General features: G+C 66.7%; 19 protein-coding genes. 6 read left to right on the top strand and 13 right to left on the bottom strand.

Features of this window, described 5'->3' with window-relative positions:
- Positions 1–265: 265 nt before the first annotated feature.
- Positions 266–2,107 (top strand): ATP-dependent zinc metalloprotease FtsH, encoded by a 1,842-nt coding sequence (ftsH, locus tag FDT80_RS16040; protein ID WP_138663341.1) that lies wholly within the window; start codon positions 266–268, stop codon positions 2,105–2,107.
- Between the two features lie 51 nt (positions 2,108–2,158).
- Here ftsH and FDT80_RS16035 read toward each other — a convergent pair whose 3' ends face one another.
- The 7 genes from FDT80_RS16035 to FDT80_RS16005 all read right to left on the bottom strand — a co-directional run bounded on the left by FDT80_RS16035 (position 2,159) and on the right by FDT80_RS16005 (position 9,952).
- Positions 2,159–3,646, bottom strand: a complete 1,488-nt coding sequence (locus FDT80_RS16035; protein WP_138663340.1) for a M81 family metallopeptidase — start codon at positions 3,644–3,646, stop codon at positions 2,159–2,161.
- A 12-nt stretch (positions 3,647–3,658) separates the two neighbouring features.
- Positions 3,659–4,612 (bottom strand): ABC transporter ATP-binding protein, encoded by a 954-nt coding sequence (locus FDT80_RS16030; protein WP_138663339.1) that lies wholly within the window; start codon positions 4,610–4,612, stop codon positions 3,659–3,661.
- A complete protein-coding gene (locus FDT80_RS16025; protein ID WP_138663338.1) occupies positions 4,609–5,559 on the bottom strand; it encodes an ABC transporter ATP-binding protein in 951 nt (316 codons plus the stop codon). Before FDT80_RS16025 ends, FDT80_RS16030 begins: the two co-directional genes overlap by 4 nt.
- A 3-nt stretch (positions 5,560–5,562) precedes the next feature.
- A complete protein-coding gene (locus FDT80_RS16020; protein ID WP_138663337.1) occupies positions 5,563–6,447 on the bottom strand; it encodes an ABC transporter permease in 885 nt (294 codons plus the stop codon).
- A complete protein-coding gene (locus FDT80_RS16015; protein WP_138663336.1) occupies positions 6,444–7,373 on the bottom strand; it encodes an ABC transporter permease in 930 nt (309 codons plus the stop codon). Before FDT80_RS16015 ends, FDT80_RS16020 begins: the two co-directional genes overlap by 4 nt.
- Before the next feature lie 72 nt (positions 7,374–7,445).
- Positions 7,446–9,023 carry an ABC transporter substrate-binding protein gene (locus FDT80_RS16010; protein ID WP_138663335.1) on the bottom strand — a complete coding sequence of 526 codons (1,578 nt, stop codon included), beginning with the start codon at positions 9,021–9,023 and terminating at the stop codon, positions 7,446–7,448.
- A 32-nt stretch (positions 9,024–9,055) separates the two neighbouring features.
- Positions 9,056–9,952 (bottom strand): MurR/RpiR family transcriptional regulator, encoded by an 897-nt coding sequence (locus tag FDT80_RS16005; protein ID WP_138663334.1) that lies wholly within the window; start codon positions 9,950–9,952, stop codon positions 9,056–9,058.
- Between the two features lie 152 nt (positions 9,953–10,104).
- On the opposite strand from FDT80_RS16005, the gene FDT80_RS16000 reads away from it, so the two are divergent.
- The 5 genes from FDT80_RS16000 to FDT80_RS15980 all read left to right on the top strand — a co-directional run bounded on the left by FDT80_RS16000 (position 10,105) and on the right by FDT80_RS15980 (position 14,541).
- Positions 10,105–11,229 carry an NAD(P)/FAD-dependent oxidoreductase gene (locus tag FDT80_RS16000; protein WP_170311904.1) on the top strand — a complete coding sequence of 375 codons (1,125 nt, stop codon included), beginning with the start codon at positions 10,105–10,107 and terminating at the stop codon, positions 11,227–11,229.
- Positions 11,230–11,301: 72 nt separating this feature from the next.
- Positions 11,302–11,667 (top strand): DUF2306 domain-containing protein, encoded by a 366-nt coding sequence (locus FDT80_RS15995; protein WP_138663332.1) that lies wholly within the window; start codon positions 11,302–11,304, stop codon positions 11,665–11,667.
- A 46-nt stretch (positions 11,668–11,713) separates the two neighbouring features.
- Positions 11,714–12,388 (top strand): GntR family transcriptional regulator, encoded by a 675-nt coding sequence (locus FDT80_RS15990; RefSeq protein ID WP_138663331.1) that lies wholly within the window; start codon positions 11,714–11,716, stop codon positions 12,386–12,388.
- A 6-nt stretch (positions 12,389–12,394) separates the two neighbouring features.
- Positions 12,395–13,282: an HpcH/HpaI aldolase/citrate lyase family protein gene (locus FDT80_RS15985; RefSeq protein WP_212733873.1), complete on the top strand. Its 888-nt coding sequence runs from the start codon at positions 12,395–12,397 to the stop codon at positions 13,280–13,282.
- Complete coding sequence (locus FDT80_RS15980) at positions 13,279–14,541, top strand: amidase (RefSeq protein ID WP_138663329.1); 1,263 nt, start codon at positions 13,279–13,281, stop codon at positions 14,539–14,541. The genes FDT80_RS15985 and FDT80_RS15980 overlap by 4 nt, the downstream gene beginning before the upstream one ends.
- Positions 14,542–14,545: 4 nt before the next feature.
- Here FDT80_RS15980 and FDT80_RS15975 read toward each other — a convergent pair whose 3' ends face one another.
- The 6 genes from FDT80_RS15975 to FDT80_RS15950 all read right to left on the bottom strand — a co-directional run bounded on the left by FDT80_RS15975 (position 14,546) and on the right by FDT80_RS15950 (position 20,509).
- Positions 14,546–16,075 carry a malonate--CoA ligase gene (locus FDT80_RS15975; protein WP_138663328.1) on the bottom strand — a complete coding sequence of 510 codons (1,530 nt, stop codon included), beginning with the start codon at positions 16,073–16,075 and terminating at the stop codon, positions 14,546–14,548.
- Position 16,076: 1 nt separating this feature from the next.
- The gene (locus tag FDT80_RS15970) at positions 16,077–16,964 is read right to left on the bottom strand and encodes an HTD2 family dehydratase (RefSeq protein ID WP_138663327.1); all 888 of its coding nucleotides are present in this window, start codon (positions 16,962–16,964) and stop codon (positions 16,077–16,079) included.
- Between the two features lie 5 nt (positions 16,965–16,969).
- A complete protein-coding gene (locus FDT80_RS15965) occupies positions 16,970–17,782 on the bottom strand; it encodes an enoyl-CoA hydratase (protein WP_138663326.1) in 813 nt (270 codons plus the stop codon).
- 39 nt (positions 17,783–17,821) lie between these two features.
- Positions 17,822–18,601, bottom strand: a complete 780-nt coding sequence (locus FDT80_RS15960) for a short-chain dehydrogenase/reductase (protein ID WP_138663325.1) — start codon at positions 18,599–18,601, stop codon at positions 17,822–17,824.
- A gap of 62 nt (positions 18,602–18,663) precedes the next feature.
- Entirely contained in the window at positions 18,664–19,026 is a 363-nt protein-coding gene (locus tag FDT80_RS15955; RefSeq protein ID WP_138663324.1) for a cupin domain-containing protein, read from the bottom strand.
- Complete coding sequence (locus FDT80_RS15950) at positions 19,019–20,509, bottom strand: MmgE/PrpD family protein (RefSeq protein WP_170311903.1); 1,491 nt, start codon at positions 20,507–20,509, stop codon at positions 19,019–19,021. The genes FDT80_RS15955 and FDT80_RS15950 overlap by 8 nt, the downstream gene beginning before the upstream one ends.
- Positions 20,510–20,529 lie beyond the last annotated feature (20 nt).

The raw sequence follows: 20,529 nt of genomic DNA, 5'->3' as shown, positions 1-20,529 counted from the left end.
TGGAGAGGTCGATGAGGCGGGTTGCAACAAACAGGCAACATGAAAGACGTGGTGCGAAAACCCGCGCCAAATCGTCGGGACGGGCAGGGCCGCGATCACTAAACGCCAATCGCCTGCTGCACGTTACGTGGAGACCCGCCATCGGCATCCCCAAACAAAATTGATGTGGAAACCGGGTTATCGGTTGTCAAGCCCGCTCTGGAAAAAAACCCGACGATGCCCACATCGGGAGTCGAATGAACCGAGGTCCGCGAGGAGGTGGGACATGGACCAGAAGAGCAAGATCAATCTGTGGTATTTCATTCTGGCGTTCCTGGGCGTCTTGCTGCTTCAGGATCTGTGGATGCGGTCGCAGGCCATCGAGGCGATCCCCTTCAGCCGGTTCGAGCAATATGTCGAGGACGGGCTGGTCGACACTGTCGTGATCGGCTCGGATACGATCAGGGGGACTTTCACGAGCCCGCAGAACGGCAAGACGGATTTTGTCACGACACCGGTCGCGCCGGGGCTGTCCGATATGCTGCGCGACCGGAATATCACCTATACCGGAGCCGCGGAGAACACATGGCTTGGCGCGCTTTTGTCCTGGGTCGTGCCCGCGCTCGTGTTTTTCGGACTGTGGGTCTTGCTGATCCGCAAGTTCGCCGAAAATCAGGGCTTTGGCGGCTTCATGTCGATCGGCAAGAGCCGCGCGAAGATCTACGTCGAGACCGACACAAAGATCCAGTTCGACGATGTGGCCGGTGTGGACGAGGCGAAGACCGAACTTCAGGAGATCGTGGAATTCCTGAAAGATCCCGACGGCTATGGCGCTTTGGGCGCGCGCATGCCCAAGGGGGTCCTGCTGGTGGGGCCGCCCGGCACCGGCAAGACGATGCTGGCGCGCGCCGTCGCCGGCGAGGCGGAGGTGCCGTTCTTTTCCATCTCGGGATCGGAATTCGTCGAAATGTTCGTAGGGGTCGGCGCGGCGCGGGTTCGCGATCTGTTCGAGCAGGCGCGATCGAAGGCGCCGGCGATCATTTTCGTCGACGAACTCGACGCGCTGGGCCGTGCCCGTGGCAGCATGCCGGGCCTTGGCGGGCACGACGAGCGTGAGCAGACGCTGAACCAGCTTCTGACCGAGATGGACGGCTTCGATCCTTCCGGCGGACTGGTCCTTCTGGCGGCCACCAACCGCCCCGAAATCCTCGACCCGGCGCTGCTGCGCGCGGGCCGGTTCGACCGGCAAATCCTGGTGGACCGCCCCGATCGCGCGGGCCGGGTCGCGATCCTCAATGTGCACATGAAGAAGATCAGGGTCGCGTCGGACGTGAAGCCCGAACAGATCGCCGCCCTGACAACCGGCTTCTCGGGGGCCGACCTTGCCAACCTGGTGAACGAAGCGGCGCTTTTGGCCACGCGGCGGCGGGCGGACCGGGTCGGCATGGTCGATTTCACCAACGCGATAGAGCGCATCGTGGCGGGGCTTGAAAAGCGCAACCGGCTCTTGAATCCGCGCGAACGGGAAATCGTCGCGTATCACGAGATGGGGCACGCCCTGACGGCCATGGCGTTGCCGGGCGTCGACGAGGTGCACAAGGTCTCTATCATCCCGCGTGGGGTCGGGGCGCTTGGCTACACCATCCAGCGCCCCACCGAAGACCGCTTCGTGATGACCCGCGAAGAGTTGGAGAACAAGATCGCCGTCCTGCTGGGCGGACGCGCCGCCGAGGGGCTGGTCTTTGGGCATCTGTCCACCGGCGCATCGGACGATCTGGCGAAGGCGACGGATATCGCAAGGTCGATGGCCACGCGCTACGGCATGAACGAGGATCTGGGCTTTGTCAGCTACGAAGAGGCCAAGCGCGACTTTCTGGATCAGTACCGCAACGCCAGGGCGGAGGCCGCCTATAGCGACGCCACCGCCGCGCTTATCGACGCGTCCGTGCGCACCACGATCAACACCGTCTACGACAGGGTGTTCGCGCTTCTCGAGGCCAATCGCGATCTGCTGGAGCGGTCGGCCCGCGACTTGCTGGACCGCGAGACCCTGACCGACGCCGATCTCGTGGCCTACAAAAAGGATCTGGTGCCCGAAGGTGATGGGGGCCGCCAGCAACGGGCCTGACCCGAGGGTGGCGCGCCGTCGTCACGTGCCCGCGGACCTGCGATGCCGGTGTCAGCCGCCTTCGCCGCGGTCCAGCGGATATATCGGGCGCGGCACCGTCCCATATGGCATCTGCGCGTAGTCGACCGTGCACAACGCGCCGCTGTCGCACACGATGATCCGTCCGGCAATCGGCGCAAAGGCCGCCCGGAAATGCTGCATCGATTTCAATGCGACCACGCGCAGCGCGGACGGATTGATGCCGAAGGTCTCGAACTGGCGCAGATCCAGCATCTGATGCGCAATGGTGACAATGAGGATATCGACGCCATCGACCCGCATGACGGCCGTTGGTCCGAAGCTCCGTTGCAGGCCGCCCAGGATGGGGCCGCTGCCCGTCACCCGGCCATCGCCGCGCCACATCAGGGTTCCGGTGACCTCCAACGGGCCACCGCCGAACTGCGGCGCGGTCCTGCCGCCCAGGCGCAATGTCCGGGTCGATCCGACGTCCCCGGTCTGAAGCATCGCCGCCGCCTCGGCATCGATCAGCGGGCCGAAACAGGCATCGCCGACCCCGGCGTCCAGCAACGCGCCCAGCAATGCCGTGGCATCGCCGTAGGCCCCCGATCCGGGGTTGTCGGCATAGTCGGCAATGATCAGCGGGCCGCTGCCCGGTTTCCATGTCGCGGCGATCGCGGCGGCCTGCGTCACGCTCAGGTAGGAATTCAGCGCCTCGTCGCGGCGCAGCCAGATGTCGTCGGCGATCTCTTCGCCCATGTCCTGCGCCCCCGCCAGTCCGGCCTCGGCGGTGACCAGAACGGTGGGTCCGACCTCGGCGATGTCGGCGCAGGGAAAGGCGCCGTTGATGCTGACGGCATAGACGCCCTTGCGCGCCTCGAACGCGCGCGCGAGGGCGTGGCGTTCGATCATCGGGCCGATATCGGTGCGCCCGCCGTTCGCCTCTTCCAGCATGGGGCGGTGGGCGCGCAGGGTGCGTGGGGTGATGTCGCCGCCGATGGTGCGGTGCAGCAGTTCGGCCACGCGCTGCCCGGTGGCGCGGACATCCACATGCGGATACGTGGTAAAGGAGACGAGGATCTGCGCAAGCTCGCACATGGCGGTGCTGACATTCGCATGCGGATCAAGCGTGACCGCGATCGGAAGGTCAGGCCCGACGATCCGGCGGAGCCGCCGCAGGATCTCGCCTTCGCCGTCGTCATGCGATGCCGTGACCATGGCGCCGTGCAACATCAAAAGGATGCCGTCCCATCCACCCTTGTCCGCCGCCTGCATCAGCGGCGCGCAGATCTGGTCAAAGGCATCGTCGGTCACCCGACCGCCCGGTCCCGCGCCGGCGCTGATCACGTGGGTCATGTCCCATCCGTGCCGCCGCGCGGTTTCAAGCACCCCGGCAAGTTCGGTGTTGCTGGCCCCCCGTGCGGCAATCGCCGCCGGACCATCCAGCAGAAACCGGTCCTGAAACGCCGCAATGTCTGTCGGACGGATATTGAACGTATTGGTTTCGTGCGAAATTTCGGCAGTCAGAATGCGAGCGGGCAAGGGATCGGTCCTTCAGAGGGGGTGATGGCAGGCGACGGCGTGACCGTCCCGCGCCGCGAGTTCAGGAGTTTGGGTCCGGCACAGATCGCTCGCCTGCGGACACCGGTCGGCAAAGGCGCAGCCGGGCGGCAGGTTGAAGGGGCTGGGTACCTCGCCCTCCAGCGGCGCGATCACCCGGCGCTGTGCCGGGTCCGGGGCAAAGGTGCTGTCCATCAGCGTCTTGGTGTAGGGGTGGCGCGCGGCAAGCCCGGTATCGGGCAGGGCTTCGACCACGCGGCCCAGGTACATCACCAGGATTTCGTCGCAGAAATACCGCACGAGGCTCAGATCGTGGCTGATGAAAAGATAGGTCAGGCCGAGGTCGTCGCGCAGCTGTTCCAGCAGGCTGATGATCTGCGCCTGCACCGACACGTCCAGCGATGCGGTCGGCTCGTCCAGCACCAGCAGCGATGGGCGCAACGCCAGCGCGCGGGCAATGCCGACGCGCTGCTTCTGCCCGCCGGAAATCTGGTGCGGATAGCTGCCCGCCAGACCGGGGTTGAGGCCGACCATGCTCAGCAGTTTGTCCACCTCTTCGGCGGCGCTGCCCTGCGGCTTGCGGCCCTGCACCTCGAAGGGCTCCATCACCGCGCGGGCGACGGTGTAGCGCGGATCGATGGCCGAGTAGGGGTCTTGAAACACCATCTGCATATCGGCGCGCAGGCGGCGCATCTCGGCGGCGGATTTGGCGCGCAGATCCTGGCCTTCGAAATGCAGCGTGCCGGTCGTCGGTTCGATCAGCCGCAGGATCAGCCGGGCCAGCGTGGACTTGCCGCAGCCGCTTTCGCCCACCACGCCGATCACCCGCCCCTTGGGCAGATCGAAAGACACGTCGTTGACCGCATGCATCACCCGCGCGCGGCGGAACGGCCCGCCGGGGCTGGAGAACTGCTTGGACAGGTTGCGCACTTCAAGCTGGTGGGTCATGCGCGCTCTCCGGGGAAATGGCAGGCGACGGCGCTGTCGCCTTGGGTGACATGCGCCGGGCGGTCGGTGGCGCAGATGCCCTGCGCACGGGGGCAGCGCGGGTGAAACGGGCAGCCCTTGGGGTAATTCAGCACCGTGGGCACCGTGCCGGGGATGCCGGTCAACTGTTCGTCCTGCCCAAGCCCCTTGGGAATGCAGCCGATCAGCGCCTGCGTATAGGGGTGCTGGGGCGCGCCGAAGATCGCCCCGACCGGCCCGTGTTCGATGGCGCGCCCGGCGTACATCACCACGACCTTGTCGCAGGTCTGGGCCACCACGCTCATGTCGTGGGTGATCAGCACCAGCGACAGATCGCGTTCCTTGACCAGATCGTCGAGCAGGCGGATGATCTGCGCCTGCACCGTCACATCCAGCGCGGTCGTCGGCTCATCCGCGACCAGCACGTCGGGGTCCGCCGCCAGCGCCATCGCGATGACGATCCGCTGTTTCATGCCGCCCGACATCTGGTGCGGATAACGCTCGCAGATCAGCGCGGGTTCGGGGATGCGCAGCGTGCCCAGGATCTCGACCGTGCGGGCCCGCGCCTCGCGGGCGGTCATCCCCAGATGCAGCACCGCCACCTTGTCGACCTGCGGCCCGATCTTTTGCAGCGGATCGAGCGAGGTCATCGGGTTCTGGGTAATGAGGCCGATGCGCCCGCCGCGCAGCCGGCGATAGGCCGGTTCCGACAGGGTGGTCAGCTCCTGTCCGTCAAAGACGATGGAGCCTGCGGTGATCCGCCCGCCCGACAGCGGCAACAGGCCCATCACGCTCATCGCGGTCAGGGATTTGCCCGATCCGCTTTCCCCGACGATGCCCAGCGTCTCGCCCTTGTCGAGCGCGAAGCTGACACCCGAGAGCGGTGCCACGGGGCCGAAGGCGACCTCCAGATTGCTGACTTCCAGCATCGCTCAGGCCCCCCTGATCCGGTCGCGGATGTCCAGCGCGCGGATCAACTCATCGCCAAAGAGGTTCACGGCGATCACCGTGACGGCGACGACCACGCCGGGAAAGATGATGACCCAGGGGCTGAGGAACAATTGCGCCGTGCCGCTCGACATCATCGCGCCCCAGCTCGGCGTCGGGGGCTGCGCGCCAAGGCCGAAAAAGCCCAGCGTCGCCTCGAGAACGATACCGTCGCCGATGGCCAGCATCCCCACCACGATGACCGGGGCGATGGCGTTGGGCAGCAGGTGATATTGCAGGATGTGCCGGGGTTTGGCCCCGAGGTTGATGGTCGCCTCGATAAACGTCTCGCGCTTGAGGCGCACGATCTGGGCCCGCGTCAGACGGGTGAATTGCGCGAGATAGGCAATCGCGATGGCGAATGTCGTCGAGGTCAGGCCCGGCCCGATGATGGCGACGAAGATCAGCGCGATCAGGATGTCGGGGAAGGACCACGTCAGATCCACCACCGTCATCACGGCGCGTTCGAACAGGCCGCCGAAATATCCCGCGGCGGCCCCCAGCGTCATGCCCACGGCGATGGAAATGGCGATTGCCGTGGCGCTGACCGACAGCGACGTGCGCGCGCCGTAGATGACGCGGCTCAGCACGTCGCGGCCGAACTGGTCGGTGCCCAGAAGATGCGGCCAGCCCGGCGGGGCGTTGCCGTTCATCAGGTCCTGCGCGGCATAGTCGAAGGGGGTGATCCAGGGCGCGAAGATGGCCACCAGAACCAGCAGGATCAAGAACCCGCCGGCGATCTTGCCCAGCCACGAGCCAAAGGCGCGCCCCAGCGAGGTGTTTCCGAACCCGGCCATGGCGCGGGCGGCGGTGCCTGTCATTGACGTCATTTCTTTGCCTCTCTGATGCGTGGATCCATTGCGGCCTGCGCCACGTCGCCGATCAGCGTGCCCAGCATGACTGCCAGCGCCAGCATCAGCAGACAGCCCTGCACGACCGGATAGTCGCGCTGCCCCAGCGCGCGGATCAGCAGCGATCCCAATCCGGGGCGGCCAAAGACGAATTCCACCGTGACCGCACCGCCCAGGATCCAGCCGATGCGCAGCGCCAGGATGGTGACGACCGGCAACATCGCGTGCGGCATCAGGTGACCGGTCAGGATGGCGCGCGCGGGCAGGCCCTTGGCGTGCAGCAGTGTCACGAAATCCTCGCGCCGCGCATCCAGCAGCGCCACGCGCGTGACCCGCGCGACCAGTGCGACCCCGCCGAAGCCGATGGTCAGAACCGGCAGCACCAGACTGTCCCAACCCTTGGCGCCCGAAACGGGAAACCATTGCAGTTGCACCGCGAAGAACAGGATCATCAGCAGCGCCAGCCAGAACCCCGGCACGGTCGAGCCCAGCAGAATGAAGCCGCGCACGACCTGCTCGACGAGGGTCGAACGGGTCGTGGCCGAGATGGTGCCGAGGATGATCCCGACGATGCTGGAGAAGGCAAAGGCCAGACCGCCCAGGGTCAGGCTGTAGGGCAGGTTCTGCGCGATCAGGTCGGCGACGGGGCGGCGCAGCACGATGGCCTCGCCGAAATCGCCCTGGAACATCGCGCCGATCCATTTGAAATACTGGACCACCAGCGGTTGATCGAGCCCGTACTTGGTGATCAGCGCCGCGCGATCATCCGGGGAGGACCCGACGCGGATCAGGTTGTCGATGGGATCGCCTGGCAGCAGGTGCACGATCATGAAGATGACGACCGAGATCGAGATCGACACCGGGATCAGCATCAGCGCCCGAAAGAAGATGTATCGCAGCAGCATCGGTCGGCCCTTCGTAGGGGTGCGGAACACCCACCCCCGGGATCAGGGATGGGTGTGGGGCGCGGTTGCGATCTATTCGACGACCGTCATGTCAAGCACGGTCTGCGAGCGGAACCGCGTCCCGCGCACCGGGTCAGGCACGTTCACCCGCTCCGAATTGTAGGCGATGTTCGTGGTCGGCTGGTAGATCGGCACGAACAGATGCTGCGACAGGACGTATTCGTGGTAAGCCTTGAAATTGGCGATCCGCTCGGCCGAATTCTTGCTGTCCTTCATCGCGACGTCGTTCAGGCGCTGGCCTTCCTCGTCTTTCCACATCGACACGTTGGGATAGCCCAGGCGCTCGCCGGAAAAGAACCAGTCCAGGATGTCGGAGTTGTTCCAGTCATAGCCGCGCACCGCCAGTTGGTGGCGGTTGTTCTTGTATTCGTCGCGGATCGTGGAACTGTCGAAGACCGTGATCTCGGCCTGCATCCCGATATCGGCCAACTGCGCCTGAACCACCTGCGTCAGCGAGGTGAATTCGGTGCCGTTCTGCGTGAACAGCTTGACCGACAGCGGCGCGCCGTCCTTGATCCGCACACCATCGTCGCCCATGACCCAACCCGCGTCCTCCAGCAGGGCATTGGCCCGGTCGAGGTCGTGGCTGACATTGAGCGACGGATCGACCTCAGCCTCCGGCAGCGATGCGATCAGGAAGTTGTGCGCAGGCGCGCCGACACCGTTGTAGATCGAGGCGACGATGGCTTCCTGGTTGATGGCAAGACCCGTGGCCTCGCGCACCTTGATGTCGTCGAAGGGCGCGGCCGTCACGTTGATCGGCATGTAGTTGATGCCTGTGCCGGGCATCTGGATCACCGTCACGTTGCTTTCGGCCTTGAGGATCTGCAGGAAATCCGTGGGCACGCCCAGCAGCACGTCGATGCCGCCGGTCTTGAGTTCCAGAAACGCGGTGGACTGATCGGGGATCTCGCGAAAGGTGACACGCTCAAGATGCGCGGCGCCCTGGTTTTCGGACAGGTCCGACGCCCAGGCGTAATCGTCGTTGCGCACCAGGACGGTCTCAAGCCCGATGGAAAAGCTTTCGAGCTTGAAGGGGCCGGTGCCCACGGCCCCGGTGACGCCGAAATCCTCGCCCATGCTGTCATAGGCGGCAGCCCCCGGCACGCCCATGAAGGACGAGGCAAGGTTGTAGAGCAGGTTCGGTTCGGGCCGCGACATCACGAACTTGACCGTCAGATCGTCGATCACCTCGACCGAGGCGACCGCGCCGACGAGATAGGCGTTTTCGGTCTCGGCGAAATCGGGGATCCAGTCGGCCACGGATTGCGCGTTGAACGCGGTGCCGTCATGAAACGTGACACCGTCCTTGAGTTTGAATGTCCACGACATGCCGTCGGCGGCTTCCTCCCAGGAGGTCGCCAGATGCGGATGATAGGATTGGTCCGCGTCCTGTTCGACCAGCCGGTCATAGATCAGCGACGTCGCCGAATTGAGGTTGCTCGACGTGACGGGGTTGTAGGAGGTCGCCCCGAGCTCGCCCGAGGCAAAGGCAATCGACGCCTCCTGGGCGAGGGCCGCGGTGGACAGGAACCCGAGCGTGATGAGCGCCGTTCCTGACAGAAGTTTCGTCTTGGTGGCAAAGCGCATTGGTTTCGTCCCTATGTTGGAAAGATGTTTTTTCAGGTATTTGTCTTGTTCCGGTGGCGTCGCGTGGCCGCGCTGCCGACGTGGCCGGTGAATTGGCCATAAAGCTCCGCAATGCGGTTCATCCGGTCTTCGACCTCGGGGCCCAGTTCCATGAAAACCCCGTTGACCAGCAGATTGGCGAGGCTCGCCATCTGTGCCGTGGATTCCCAGAACAGGTTGAATTCGGTCGGCACGACGAAAATCTCGTCGGCCACGTCATGGCCCCAGTCGCAATAGGGGTCGGTGATCAGCGTCACGGGCACGCCGACCGCCTTGGCCGCCGCCGCCAGATCGCGCGCCAGCCGCGAATACCGCCGGGCCTCGAAAATGACGAGGGCGGCATCGGTGTCGTCGCGTGCCAGAACCTGCGCGAAATTTCCGCCCGCAAGATCAAGCAGTTCGACACCGTCGCGCAGGTATTGCAACTGGTTGACGAAAATCTGCGCCATGCCGCGTTCGGTCTGGAACCCGGTGGCAAAGACCGCCTTGGCCGTGGCCAGACGCCGCACGACCACCGCCCATGCGGGGGAATGCGCGATCTCGTAGACCGCGACCAGGGCCGCCATCTCAAGCTCCAGCCCGCGGACAAGCTGGTCTTCGCCCGCGTTGTGGCGGGCCTGAAGATCGGCAAGGCGGTCGCCGATCAGCCAGGGCTGATCGCTCATGTCCTTGCGCAGATGCGCCTTGAGATCCTTGAAACTGCTGTAGCCCAGCGTCCGGCAGAACCGTCCCACGGTGGGTTCGCTCACAGAGACCTTTTCGGCCAGGCTGGCGGCGGTTTCGAAGGGGACGGTCGCAAGCTCGGCCAGCATGTAGCTGGCAAGCGCCCGATCCGCTTTCGATGCGGACGCACTGGCGTCGGTCAGTCTTTGCCGCAGCGATCTTGTCATCAGGTTCTCCCAGCAACTGTGATCCGAGTAAGTAATAAAACTTTCATTGAGTCAATCTTTTTAATTTATCTTGCAAAAAGGCAGGTCGGGGTGTCATGTGATCAGGCATGTGCGCGCCCGGCGTATGTGAACCCAGAAAGGGGCAATCGCCCGTGATCTATGACTTCATCGTAATCGGCGCGGGCATGGCGGGCGCCTCTGCGGCCTTCGAACTCGCGGCGGAGGCCACCGTCCTGTTGATCGAGGCCGAAGCGCAGCCCGGCTATCACAGTACGGGCAGGTCGGCGGCGCTTTTCACGCGCAACTACGGCACGCCGATTGTCCGCCGCATCAATGCGCTGAGCGAGCCGTTTTTCCGAATGCCCCCCGACGGGTTCACCGATCTGCCGCTGCTGCATCCGCGCGGCGCGATGGCCGTCGCGGCCCCGGGCGAGGAACATCTGCTGGACCCGGTGCTTGCCGCATCGACCGTCACCGAACCGGTGGTCGAGATCCCGTCCTCCGACGCGCTTGACCGGGTTCCCTTCCTGCGGCCCGACAGAACGGCCCGCGCCGTGTACGAGGCCGGCGTGACCGATATCGAAGTGTCGGTGCTGCTGGCGTCCTACCTGAAGGGGTTCAAGCGACGCGGCGGGGTCACCGCGCTGCGTGCGCCGGTCACCGCGCTGTCTCGGCGCAACGGCACGTGGACGGTCAGCGCCGGCAATGAGACTCTGCACGGCAAAACCATCGTCAACGCTGCCGGAGCATGGGCGGATCAGATCGGTGCCATGGCCGGGGCCGCCGCGGTCGGCCTGATCGCCAAACGGCGCACCGCGATCATCGTGGCGCCGCCGCCCGGAGTGACCGTGCCGGATCTGCCCTGCGTCGATTTCGCGGGCAACGACGCCTATATCAAGCCCGAAGCCGGCAAGCTGATGGCGTCGCCGGGCGACGCAACGCCGGATGTGCCGCAGGATGTCCAGCCCGACGAGATGGACATCGCCGTTCTGGCCGATTGGATCGTCCGCGAAACGCTTATCCCCGTCCGGCGGATCGAGCATAGCTGGGCCGGACTTCGGACTTTTGTGCGCGATGAAAGCCCGGTTGTGGGATACGATGGCGCAGTCGCCGATTTCGTCTGGTCCGCCGGGCAGGGCGGATACGGAATCATGATGGCGCCCGGCCTGGCACGGGCGGTGGCGTCGCTGTGCTTCAAGGATGGCCTGCCGGACGATTTCGCCGCTTCGGACATCGGGGTGGCGGATCTGGGGCCGATGCGCGCCAGCCTGGCGTGATAATTTCAACGCCACACCTGCAAAACGACCGGTCCACCGCGGGTTGCCGATCGCGTCACTGCGCGGATCCCGGTGCCGATCCGCATTGTCGGCGGCGGGCTGTTCAACGCGCTGGCCCTGCGGGTCGGGGCGCGTGCTTGCGTGCGCCGGACGTGCCAGCGCCGCGACATCGCTGCGCACCGCGGCTGGATGATCCGGGCGGTCGCCACGAGCCTCGCGCCGCCTGTGCAACGGGTGATACTGCTGCCATACTTCGTGCTGACCGGTGGCCTGTCGATCCTGATGGACGCACCCTGTTGGCCCAGTTTTCGGATACAGATATTGATATTCTGCGCGATGACCCCGATCCAATATTGGAAAAATAAACGCTTCATCAAAGCTGTGTCAGAATTTTCTGGATCGCGACCTGCAAATTTGGGATACATATTTCAGACGTGAGTACCGCTGAAGGCGGACCTTGCGCGCGCGCCACCCAGGAGCAGCCATGCCAGAGCCACAAACCACCAAGCTCGCCGCCGCCGAGCAGGCCTACCGCTCGATCCGCGCGGATATCATCAGCGGGGCGCTGGCCGAAGGCGAGCGGCTGACCGAAGAGCGTCTTTCGCAGGATTTGGGGGTCAGCCGGACGCCCGTGCGCGACGCCATCCGCCGTTTGACCCACGAAGGGTTCATCGTTCGCCAAAGCGGGTACACCACCCGCGTCGCCCGCTTTCCCGAAGACGAGATGACACAGGTCTTCGACATCCGGCAATTGCTGGAAGGGTACGCCAGCGAACGCGCCGCAAAGATGGCCAGCGCCGAGGACATCGCGGAACTGAAGCGGTTGAGCGATGTCATATGGTCCCACACTCCGCCGACGACGCCCGAGGATTTCACCCGGATCTCCGAAGCGAACGAGGCCTTTCACCGCCGGATCGTGGAGGCGGCCCGGTCGCCGCGCCTGACGGCGCTGATGTCGATGGCGTTTGACGTCGGCATGGTCGTGCGCACCTATCGCCGCTACAGCACGCGAGAGTTGGAGCGCAGCGCAGGCCACCACCGCGAGATCGCCGAAGCCATCGCGGCCCGGTCGCCGGATTGGGCCGGGGCGGCGATGCGCACCCATATCCGTGCCGCGCAGTCGGCGGCCGGCAAGAGCGATGCTGCCGCCAAGCCCTGACACCCGATCACCTGTATCCCCGTCCAAAGGAGACATCGTATCGAACGCCCGCGCCGATCCCTGCTGTTCACGCCCGCCACCCGCGCGCAATCCTTTGCGAAATCCATGCACAGCGGCGCCGATATCGTCTGTGTCGATCTGGAGGATTCAGTGCCGCCCGATCAAAAGGAGGCTGCGCGCACGCCCGCCGTCGCCTTTCTGACGGGACCGGAGCACGCGACCGCGCAGCGGGCGTTGCGCATCAACGGATTGGGGACGCGCGCGGGTCATGTCGATCTGCTTGCGGTGCTCGATGCGGCGCCGCGACACGGCGGCCTGCTGCTGCCCAAGGTCGGCCATGCCGAAGAGATCCGCCGCGTCGATGCGCTCCTGTCCGAGGCGGGCAGCCCGGTCGAGATTTACGCCCTGATCGAAACCATGGAAGGCCTGGAGAACGCAGGCGCCATCGCCGCCGCCTCGGGGCGGCTCAGGATGCTGGTGTTCGGCGCCGTCGATCTCAGCGCGGAAATGGGCTCCGACCTGTCCGACGCGGCACTGGCCTATCCGCGCGGCCGCATCGTACAGGCGGGACGGCGCCACGGGCTTGACGTCATGGACGTGCCGTCGCTGGATTTCCGCAATACGCAAGCGGTGGCGGCTGCCGCCTCGGCCGCGCGGGCGCAGGGGTTCACCGGCAAGGCGTCGATCCACCCCGTCACACTGGAGGCGATCAACGCCGCCTTCACCCCCGACGCGACAGAGGTGGCCCGCGCCCGTGCGGTGATCGCGGCGTTCCGGGCCGCACCGAACGGCCTGGCGGTGCTTGACGGGCAACTGATCGAGGCGCCGGTGATCAAGGCGATGGAAAAACTGCTGGCCGTGGCCGACCGCGCGGGCGTGGAGTGCGACGAATGACGGTCGCGGCGATCACCGTCGACGAACTGGCGCGGGCGCAGGCGGCCTATGCGATCTTCGCGCGGTTTGACCGCACCGCCATGCACCGTCACCTGACCGCGCCGGCCCCCCGCGGCCGACTGAGCGGGAAAGTCATCGGGCTGAAAGACAATATCGCGCTGCAAGGGGCGATCCAGGCGGCGGGCATGGCGCAGCGCGCGCAGCGGGTCGCCGCGTGTGACGCGCATGTGACGCGGCTCTTGCGGCTGGCGGGCGCGCGGCTTCTGCCGGGGCTCAACATGGACGAAGCGGCGCTGGGCGGTGTGACCGACAACCCGCATTTCGGACGCACCGACAACCCGCGCGCGCCGGGCCACAGCGCCGGGGGCAGTTCGGGCGGGGCGGCGGCGGCGGTCGCGGCGGGGGTGATGGATGCGGCGCTGGGCACCGATACCCTGGGCTCGATCCGGATCCCCGCGTCCTATTGCGGGGTGGCCGGGCTAAAGCCCACCGCCGGCCTTGTCGGGCGCGGCGGAATCGTACCGCTGTCGCCCAGCCTTGACGCGGTGGGGCCGATGGCCGCGTCCTGCGCCGATCTGTGGCCGCTGATCGCCAGCCTTGCGGGCCATGACCCCGACGACCCCGACAGTGTGCCGACCCCGGCTGGCTGGGCGCACAGGGACGAGCGCCCGATGCGGATCGGCCTGCCCGATGCGACCGACGGCGTCGACGTCGAACCACAGGTGCGCGCCGCGTTGCACTCGGCCATCGCGGCCCTGCGCGCCACCGGTGCAGAGGTGGTGCCGGTGCATGTGCCGGGGTGGGATCCGTCCGCCTTGCGGCGCGCGGCCTTTATTCTGACCGAGCATGAAGGTGCGACCGCGCTCGCCGACGATCTGGCGCGCGGCGACGGGTTTTCGCAAGGCGTGCGCGGTTTGCTGAACTTTGGCCGCGATCTGCCCGCGCGCAAGCTGGCCGCGGCGGTCGGCGAAGTGCGGCGCGCCGCGATGGGTCTGCGCGTTACGTTCGAGCAGGTGGACGCCATCGTCACCCCGACAACCCCGCAGCGCGCGATCCGGGCCCAAGACGCCGCACCCGCCAATCAGGCGGATTTCACGGCGCTGGCCAACGCGGCGGGCGTCCCGGCGATCGCGGTTCCGGTGCAGGTGCCGGGCGACACACGGCCCGCGTCCGTGCAACTGACCGGGCGCGCCTGGTCCGAAGCGGCGCTGATCGCGCAGGCGGTGTCGCTCGAGGCGGCGCTGATCGGGCGCCGCTGATCCCCTATCCGGCGCGGGTCGCGGGCGGCGTGAACAGATCCGCGTAGCGATCGCGCAGCAGGTTCTTTTGCACCTTGCCCATCGTGTTGCGGGGCAGGTCGTCGATGACGAAGATGCGCTTGGGCCGTTTGTATCCGGCCAGCCGCGCCAGCAGGGGGGCCAGCCCGTCCACGTCCTGCGCGGCGGTGTCGTTTGCGGTGACGACGGCGATCACGGCCTCGCCGAAATCGGGATGCGCCACGCCGAAGACCGCGGATTCGCGTACCCAGGGCGCATCGTCCAGCACCATCTCGACCTCCTTGGGATAGACGTTGTAGCCGCCCGAAATCACCAGGTCCTTGCTGCGTCCGACGATGTGCAGATAGCCATCCGCGTCGATCCGGCCCAGATCGCCGGTGATCAGAAAGCCGTCCGGGCGCAATTCCTCGGCGGTCTTTTCGGGCATGTTCCAGTAGCCCTTGAACACGTTGGGCCCGCGCACCTCGATCATGCCGATGTCGCCAGGGGGCACGTCTTGTCCCCCGGCGCCATCGGTGATCCGCAGTTCAACCCCCGGCAGCGCAAAGCCCACGGTCCCCGCGCGGCGCTCGCCGTCATGGGGGTTGGAGGTGTTCATGCTTGTCTCCGTCATTCCGTAGCGTTCCAGGATGCGGTGCCCGGTGCGCGCCTCGAACGCCGCGTGGGTTTCGGCCAGAAGCGGCGCGCTGCCGGAGATGAACAACCGCATGTTGGCGGTGGCATCGGCGGTGAAACGCGGATCGTCCATCAGGCGCGTGTAAAAGGTGGGCACCCCCATCATCAGCGTCGCACGCGGCAGCGCCGCCAGCACCGCGTCCCTGTCGAAGCCGGGCAGGAAGATCATGCCGGCCCGCGCCAGAAGCGTCGTGTTGACCGCCACGAACAACCCGTGCGCGTGAAAGATCGGCAAGGCGTGCAGCAGCCTGTCGTCCGATGTGATGCGCCACAGATCGCACAGCGCCCCGGCGTTCGACAACAGATTGCCATGGGTCAGCATCGCCCCCTTGGAGCGCCCCGTCGTCCCGGAGGTATAGAGCAGGGCGGCGACGTCATCGGGCGCCCGGCCGGCGGCGGCGAACTCGGCGGGCATCGACGCCGCGAGATCGGCGAAACTGCCCGCGCCATCCGGCCCTGCCGTCAGGCAGGCGGCCCCCGCCGCCGCCGCAACCGGGGCCAGCGCCGCCGCCACCCGCGGATCGCAGACGAAAAGCGCCGGCGTGGCATCGGTCAGGAAATAGTCGATCTCGGCGGCGGTATAGGCCGTGTTGAGCGGCACGAATATCACCCCCGCCATCAGGCAGGCCCCGTAGATCGCCAGCGCCTGCGGCGATTTTTCGACCTGCAGCGCAAGCCGGTCGCCGGGGCCGAGCCCCTGGGCCGCCAGCACCTGCGCCGCCCGCGCGACGGCGTCGTGAAAGGCGCGGTAGCTCAGGCTGCCGCCCTGTGGAAAATCCAGGAAGGGCGTGTCGTCCTGCCGGATCGGGGCAAGCAGCGCATCGTAGAGGGGGTTCGCCATGTCAGTCGTCCTTTCGCTCAGGATCGAAATGAAGCGTTACGGCCATGGCCAGCGTTCCGTCCTCGCGGCGCGCCCAGACCTGCGAACGGTCCCGGTCGCGGGCCAGTTCAAGGTGAATGGGATCGGGGCAGAACAGCGGGCTGTGCGCGCGTATGTCCAGCGCGCGCAGGCGGCGGCCGGGAGCCTGTTCGACACCGAAGTCCGCCAGAAGCGAAACAGTCAGCGGCCCATGCACCACCAGCCCCGGATAACCTTCGACGTCGCGGGTGTAGTCGGCGTCGTAATGGATGCGGTGGCCATAGAAGATCAGCGCGGAATACCGGAACAGGAGCACCGGATCAGGCGTGACGACCCGGCCGGGCAGGGCGGTGTCGGGCGCGGGTCGTCCTGCGGGCTGCGGGGTGCCGGGGGCGGGCATCTCGCGGTACACGATGTCTTGCGTCTCCGTCAGGTGCAGAACGCCGTCCACCTCGAACCGATGATCGACGGTGACAAAGCACAATGGCCCGCTGCGCCCCTGCTTCATCTCGATGTCACGGATGGTGGATGTCTTGGTGACCCGCTGCCCGATGCGCAGGGGCTGCGCGATCTCGACCCGGCCCCCGGCCCACATCCGGCGCGGCAGATCGACAGGCGGCAGGAAGCGGCCCAATCGTTCGTGCCCGTCCGCCTTGAGCCGCGACGCGGGCAGTTCGGGGTTGAAGTAGATGTAGTGCCAGAAGGGCGGCAGCGCGTCGCCGGGCCTGAAACGCGCCTCCCGGTCGAGCGTGACCTGCATCAGGCGGGCCTGCCGGGGATCGAGCGTGTCGGTCACCGTCTCGCTCCGGCCGATCCAGTCGCGCAGACGGTCCATATCCCGCGTCAGGGGCGGCAGGGGGGCGTTGTCCATGCCGCTCACCTCCGCGTGAAACTGGGTTTGCGCTTTTCGGCAAAGGCGCGGCGGCCTTCGGCGTAATCCTCGCTGGCGAAACAGGCCTTGGTCAGCGCGTCGATCTGTGCCTTGCCGACGCCCGCGTCGGGGCGCGTGACGGCGCGGATCGCCGCCTTGGCCGCCTCGACCGTCAGTGGGGCGTTGGCGGCGATGCGCCGCGCAAGTTCGGTCACCGCTTCCTCCAGACCGTCACGCGGCACCACCCGGTTGACCAGCCCCATGCCCTTGGCCTCCTGCGCGGTGAAAAGCTGTGCGGAATAGAGCACCTCGGCGGCGACCGACGGTCCGGCGACCTCGGTCAGCTTGCGCACCCCGTCATAGCCGTACCCCAGACCCAACTTGCCCGCCGTGATCCCCATGCGCGTATCCTCGGCACAGATGCGCAGATCGCAGGCGATGGCCAACCCCATGCCGCCGCCGATGCAAAAGCCCTTGATTTCGGCGATGGTGGGCTTTGGAAATGTATAGAGCGCCAGATCCGCCGCCTCGGACCGCGCGTTGTAATCCCGCACACCGGCCGGCGTGGCGCGCATCCTGTCGAATTCCGAGATGTCGGCCCCCGATACGAACGCCTTGTCGCCCGCACCGTTCAACACGACGACACGGATCGTGTCGTCGGCCTCGAACGTGTCGAGCGCGGCGCGCAGCCCGTCCCACATCGCCAGCGACATGGCGTTCATCCGGGCGGGGTTGTTGAAGGTGATGCGTCCGATGCCGTCTTGTGACTGCACCAGAAGCCTGCCTTCGGCGAATTGCGTGGTCTCTCGCGCTGTCATGGCGTCACTCCTTGCTCATGCGGGGCAGGCGCGCGCGCCTCACGACGCCCACTGTCCGCCGCCATCCATGTCGATCACCGTACCCGACAGGTATTCAACCCTCGGCGAGGCCAGCATCGTGGCAAGGTCCGCCACCTCCTCGGGATGTTTGGGGCGACCGAAGGGAAAGGCGTCGGGGTCGATCAACTCGGGCCAGCGATCGGCGTCACCCAGTTCTTCGGCGGCGCGCTTGGCGAACATCGTCGTCATGCGGTCGGTCAGCGTGGGCGAGGGGTTGATGCCAAAGACACGCACGCCGTGCCTGGGTGTCTCGGCCCCCAGCGCATGGGTGAACCCGATCAGCGCCGCGTTTCCCGCCGCGCCGCAGATATAGTTCGACCGGACCGCGCGCCCGCCCATGCCAATGATGTTGATGATCGTGCCATGCCCCCGCGCCGTCATCGTCGGGGCGTAGAGCTTGCACAGGTGAATGTAGCCGAACACCTTGAGATCCCATCCGGTGCGCCAGTCATCCATCGACAGATCGGAAAGTCGACCGGGCTGGATCGCGCCCGCGTTGTTGACCAGCACGTCCACATCCGGCAGGGCGGCGAACATCGCGTCACGGCCCGCATCGGTGGACAGGTCGGCTGCAAGCGTCCCGGTGCCGCTGGCGCCCGCCGCCGCGATCTCGGCGCGCGCAGCCTCCAGCGCGTCGGCCGTCCGGGCGACCAGCGTGACACGCGCCCCCTCGGCGGCAAAGGCGCGTGCCGTGGCCAGCCCGATGCCCTTGGACGCGCCTGTCACGACGACGTGTTTTCCGTTCAATTTCAAATCCATGATCTGTCGGTCCCGTTGGTTTGCAAAGGCCGCCCCTGCGCGGCTGTCAGACGTGATGGTTGTCAGACGTAATACTGTATTTCGAAAAAGAGACACCCCCCGAGGGAGGCAAATGGCCCGTGCGGCGTGCCGGGCGGGCGGCAGGCATAGGACGGCGCGCCGTGGTCCTGCCCGGCGGCGGTCAGATCGCCGTCGATCAGATACACTTCCTCCCAGTAGTCATGCACGAATACATCCGGCGCGACCGTGCCGGGCAAAAACCGGATGAGCCGTGTGCGCACTCCGCGCCCGGCAGCTTCGTCCAGCGCGCCCGACAGCATCTTTTGCTGCACACCGGGCGCGCCGCCGGGCACCTGCTCCCATCCCGTGTCGGCATCCACGCCGCCGAACGCGACGGCGGTCTTGAGGTCAGATATATCACGCATGACATGGTCCCTTTTCTGTCTGCTCCACGTCCGGCCCGAGACCGGCGAGCGCGGTGTTCAAGGCCGCGAGCGAGGCCGCGCCGGGCAGGTCCGACACCGAGTTGATCAAGGCCCCGGCAGCGGCGGTGCGCAGCCCGGCGTGGCCGGTGTTGGTGCGGAACTTGGCCTGGACCGCATCGAGGCCCAGGGGCAATTCCGGGTCGCCGGGGGCATGTCGGGTGCTGCGCATCAGGGCCGCCGCACCGGTCTGGCGCACCGAAAGCCGCGCCCCCATCGCACCGGGAAAGGCGGCGCTCAGGGCGGGACTCTCCTGCACCGTGGTCAGGCCGCGCAAGCGCCTGATCTCGGCATCGTCGCGCGCGGCGGCACCGAAATCCGCCAGACCGGGCGCGCCGCGCTCCAAGGCCACGGCGACGCAGTGCTCGAAGCTGAACCGCGCCCGATGATCGGTGTCGGGCGCGGGATCGGTGCAGAACGACACTCCGGCGGCATATGTGCCGATCTCGATCCGCGTGACCTTTGCCGGATCGATCCGGTCGCGCAGGCCGAGCGCGAGGTGAATCGCGGCGTGAGTGTGGCGGCATGCGGGCCAGGGTTTCAAGCTGACCTCGTGCAGCAACCACGGGCCGTCGGGGTCGGACAGCACCCGGCCTTGGTCGGCGTCGGGATAATAGGTGGCAAAGATCCCCAGAGGCCCGTCAAGGATGTGGCGCGCGCCCCGAAGCCCCGCCAGCGCCAGCGCGGCAGAGGTCACGCCGGCCCGCGCGGCCTGCGCCGTTGCGACCTGTTTGCTGTCGGTCTGCTCCAGCCGGCATTGCCAGACACCGGCGGCCTGCATCCCGGCCTGCCCCAGCGCGTCGAGCATCTGGTCGCGCGATGCGCCGCGCAGCCGTGCACAGGCCATCGCGGCCCCGAACACGCCGCAGACGGCGGAATTGTACCACGCGGAGTAGCCGCCCACGGCGGCGGCGCGTCCCAGCCTGAGCGCCACGTCGTAACCCGAGACGATCGCGTCGAGCAGGGCCGTGCCGGTGACGTCCGCGGCCTGCGCCTGGGCCAGAGCGGCGGGCAGGATCACGTCGCCCGCGTGCAGGATCGACGCCCTGTGCAGATCGTCCATCTCGAGGATATTGCCCAGACCGCCGTTGACGAAGGCGGCCTGCTCCGCGCTGCTCTGGCCCAGTCCGAATGCGGTGGAGCGCCCCGATTGAGGCGCATCGCGCGCCCACCGCACCAGCGCCCGATGCTGCGACTGGCCTGTCGCGGCCAGCGCGCAGCCCAGCCAATCCAGCAAGAGCGTCGCGGCATGGGTGCGGTCCCCGGTGTCGATGGCGCGCAGGCACAGATCGGCCAGCCCCCCGCTCAGGCTTTCGGGCGCTGCACGCGAACCCGCGTGCGGCGATGCCGCATTAGGGCGCAGACCTTGATTTGGGCGATGTGCCAGGGCGCGGCTCCGAATCTTTGGTGTTGGATTTGGATACATTATCGACAATTTCGTGTCCA

It is taken from the genome of Sulfitobacter sabulilitoris (assembly GCF_005887615.1).
Lineage (GTDB): Bacteria > Pseudomonadota > Alphaproteobacteria > Rhodobacterales > Rhodobacteraceae > Sulfitobacter_E > Sulfitobacter_E sabulilitoris.
The sequence above is the reverse complement of the archived record's forward strand: the minus strand, read 5'-3'. Positions and strand labels throughout refer to the sequence as shown.

Excerpts from the sequence above, each read along its gene's own strand:
- ftsH (WP_138663341.1), top strand. The coding sequence starts at position 266 with ATGGACCAGAAGAGCAAGATCAATCTGTGGTATTTCATTCTGGCGTTC.
- FDT80_RS16020 (WP_138663337.1), bottom strand. The coding sequence starts at position 6,447 with ATGACGTCAATGACAGGCACCGCCGCCCGCGCCATGGCCGGGTTCGGA.
- FDT80_RS15950 (WP_170311903.1), bottom strand. The coding sequence starts at position 20,509 with ATGTATCCAAATCCAACACCAAAGATTCGGAGCCGCGCCCTGGCACAT.
- FDT80_RS15980 (WP_138663329.1), top strand. The coding sequence starts at position 13,279 with ATGACGGTCGCGGCGATCACCGTCGACGAACTGGCGCGGGCGCAGGCG.
- FDT80_RS15970 (WP_138663327.1), bottom strand. The coding sequence starts at position 16,964 with ATGGACAACGCCCCCCTGCCGCCCCTGACGCGGGATATGGACCGTCTG.
- FDT80_RS16030 (WP_138663339.1), bottom strand. The coding sequence starts at position 4,612 with ATGACCCACCAGCTTGAAGTGCGCAACCTGTCCAAGCAGTTCTCCAGC.
- FDT80_RS15955 (WP_138663324.1), bottom strand. The coding sequence starts at position 19,026 with ATGCGTGATATATCTGACCTCAAGACCGCCGTCGCGTTCGGCGGCGTG.
- FDT80_RS16010 (WP_138663335.1), bottom strand. The coding sequence starts at position 9,023 with ATGCGCTTTGCCACCAAGACGAAACTTCTGTCAGGAACGGCGCTCATC.
- FDT80_RS16015 (WP_138663336.1), bottom strand. The coding sequence starts at position 7,373 with ATGCTGCTGCGATACATCTTCTTTCGGGCGCTGATGCTGATCCCGGTG.
- FDT80_RS15975 (WP_138663328.1), bottom strand. The coding sequence starts at position 16,075 with ATGGCGAACCCCCTCTACGATGCGCTGCTTGCCCCGATCCGGCAGGAC.
- FDT80_RS15960 (WP_138663325.1), bottom strand. The coding sequence starts at position 18,601 with ATGGATTTGAAATTGAACGGAAAACACGTCGTCGTGACAGGCGCGTCC.
- FDT80_RS15990 (WP_138663331.1), top strand. The coding sequence starts at position 11,714 with ATGCCAGAGCCACAAACCACCAAGCTCGCCGCCGCCGAGCAGGCCTAC.
- FDT80_RS16025 (WP_138663338.1), bottom strand. The coding sequence starts at position 5,559 with ATGCTGGAAGTCAGCAATCTGGAGGTCGCCTTCGGCCCCGTGGCACCG.
- FDT80_RS16005 (WP_138663334.1), bottom strand. The coding sequence starts at position 9,952 with ATGACAAGATCGCTGCGGCAAAGACTGACCGACGCCAGTGCGTCCGCA.
- FDT80_RS15965 (WP_138663326.1), bottom strand. The coding sequence starts at position 17,782 with ATGACAGCGCGAGAGACCACGCAATTCGCCGAAGGCAGGCTTCTGGTG.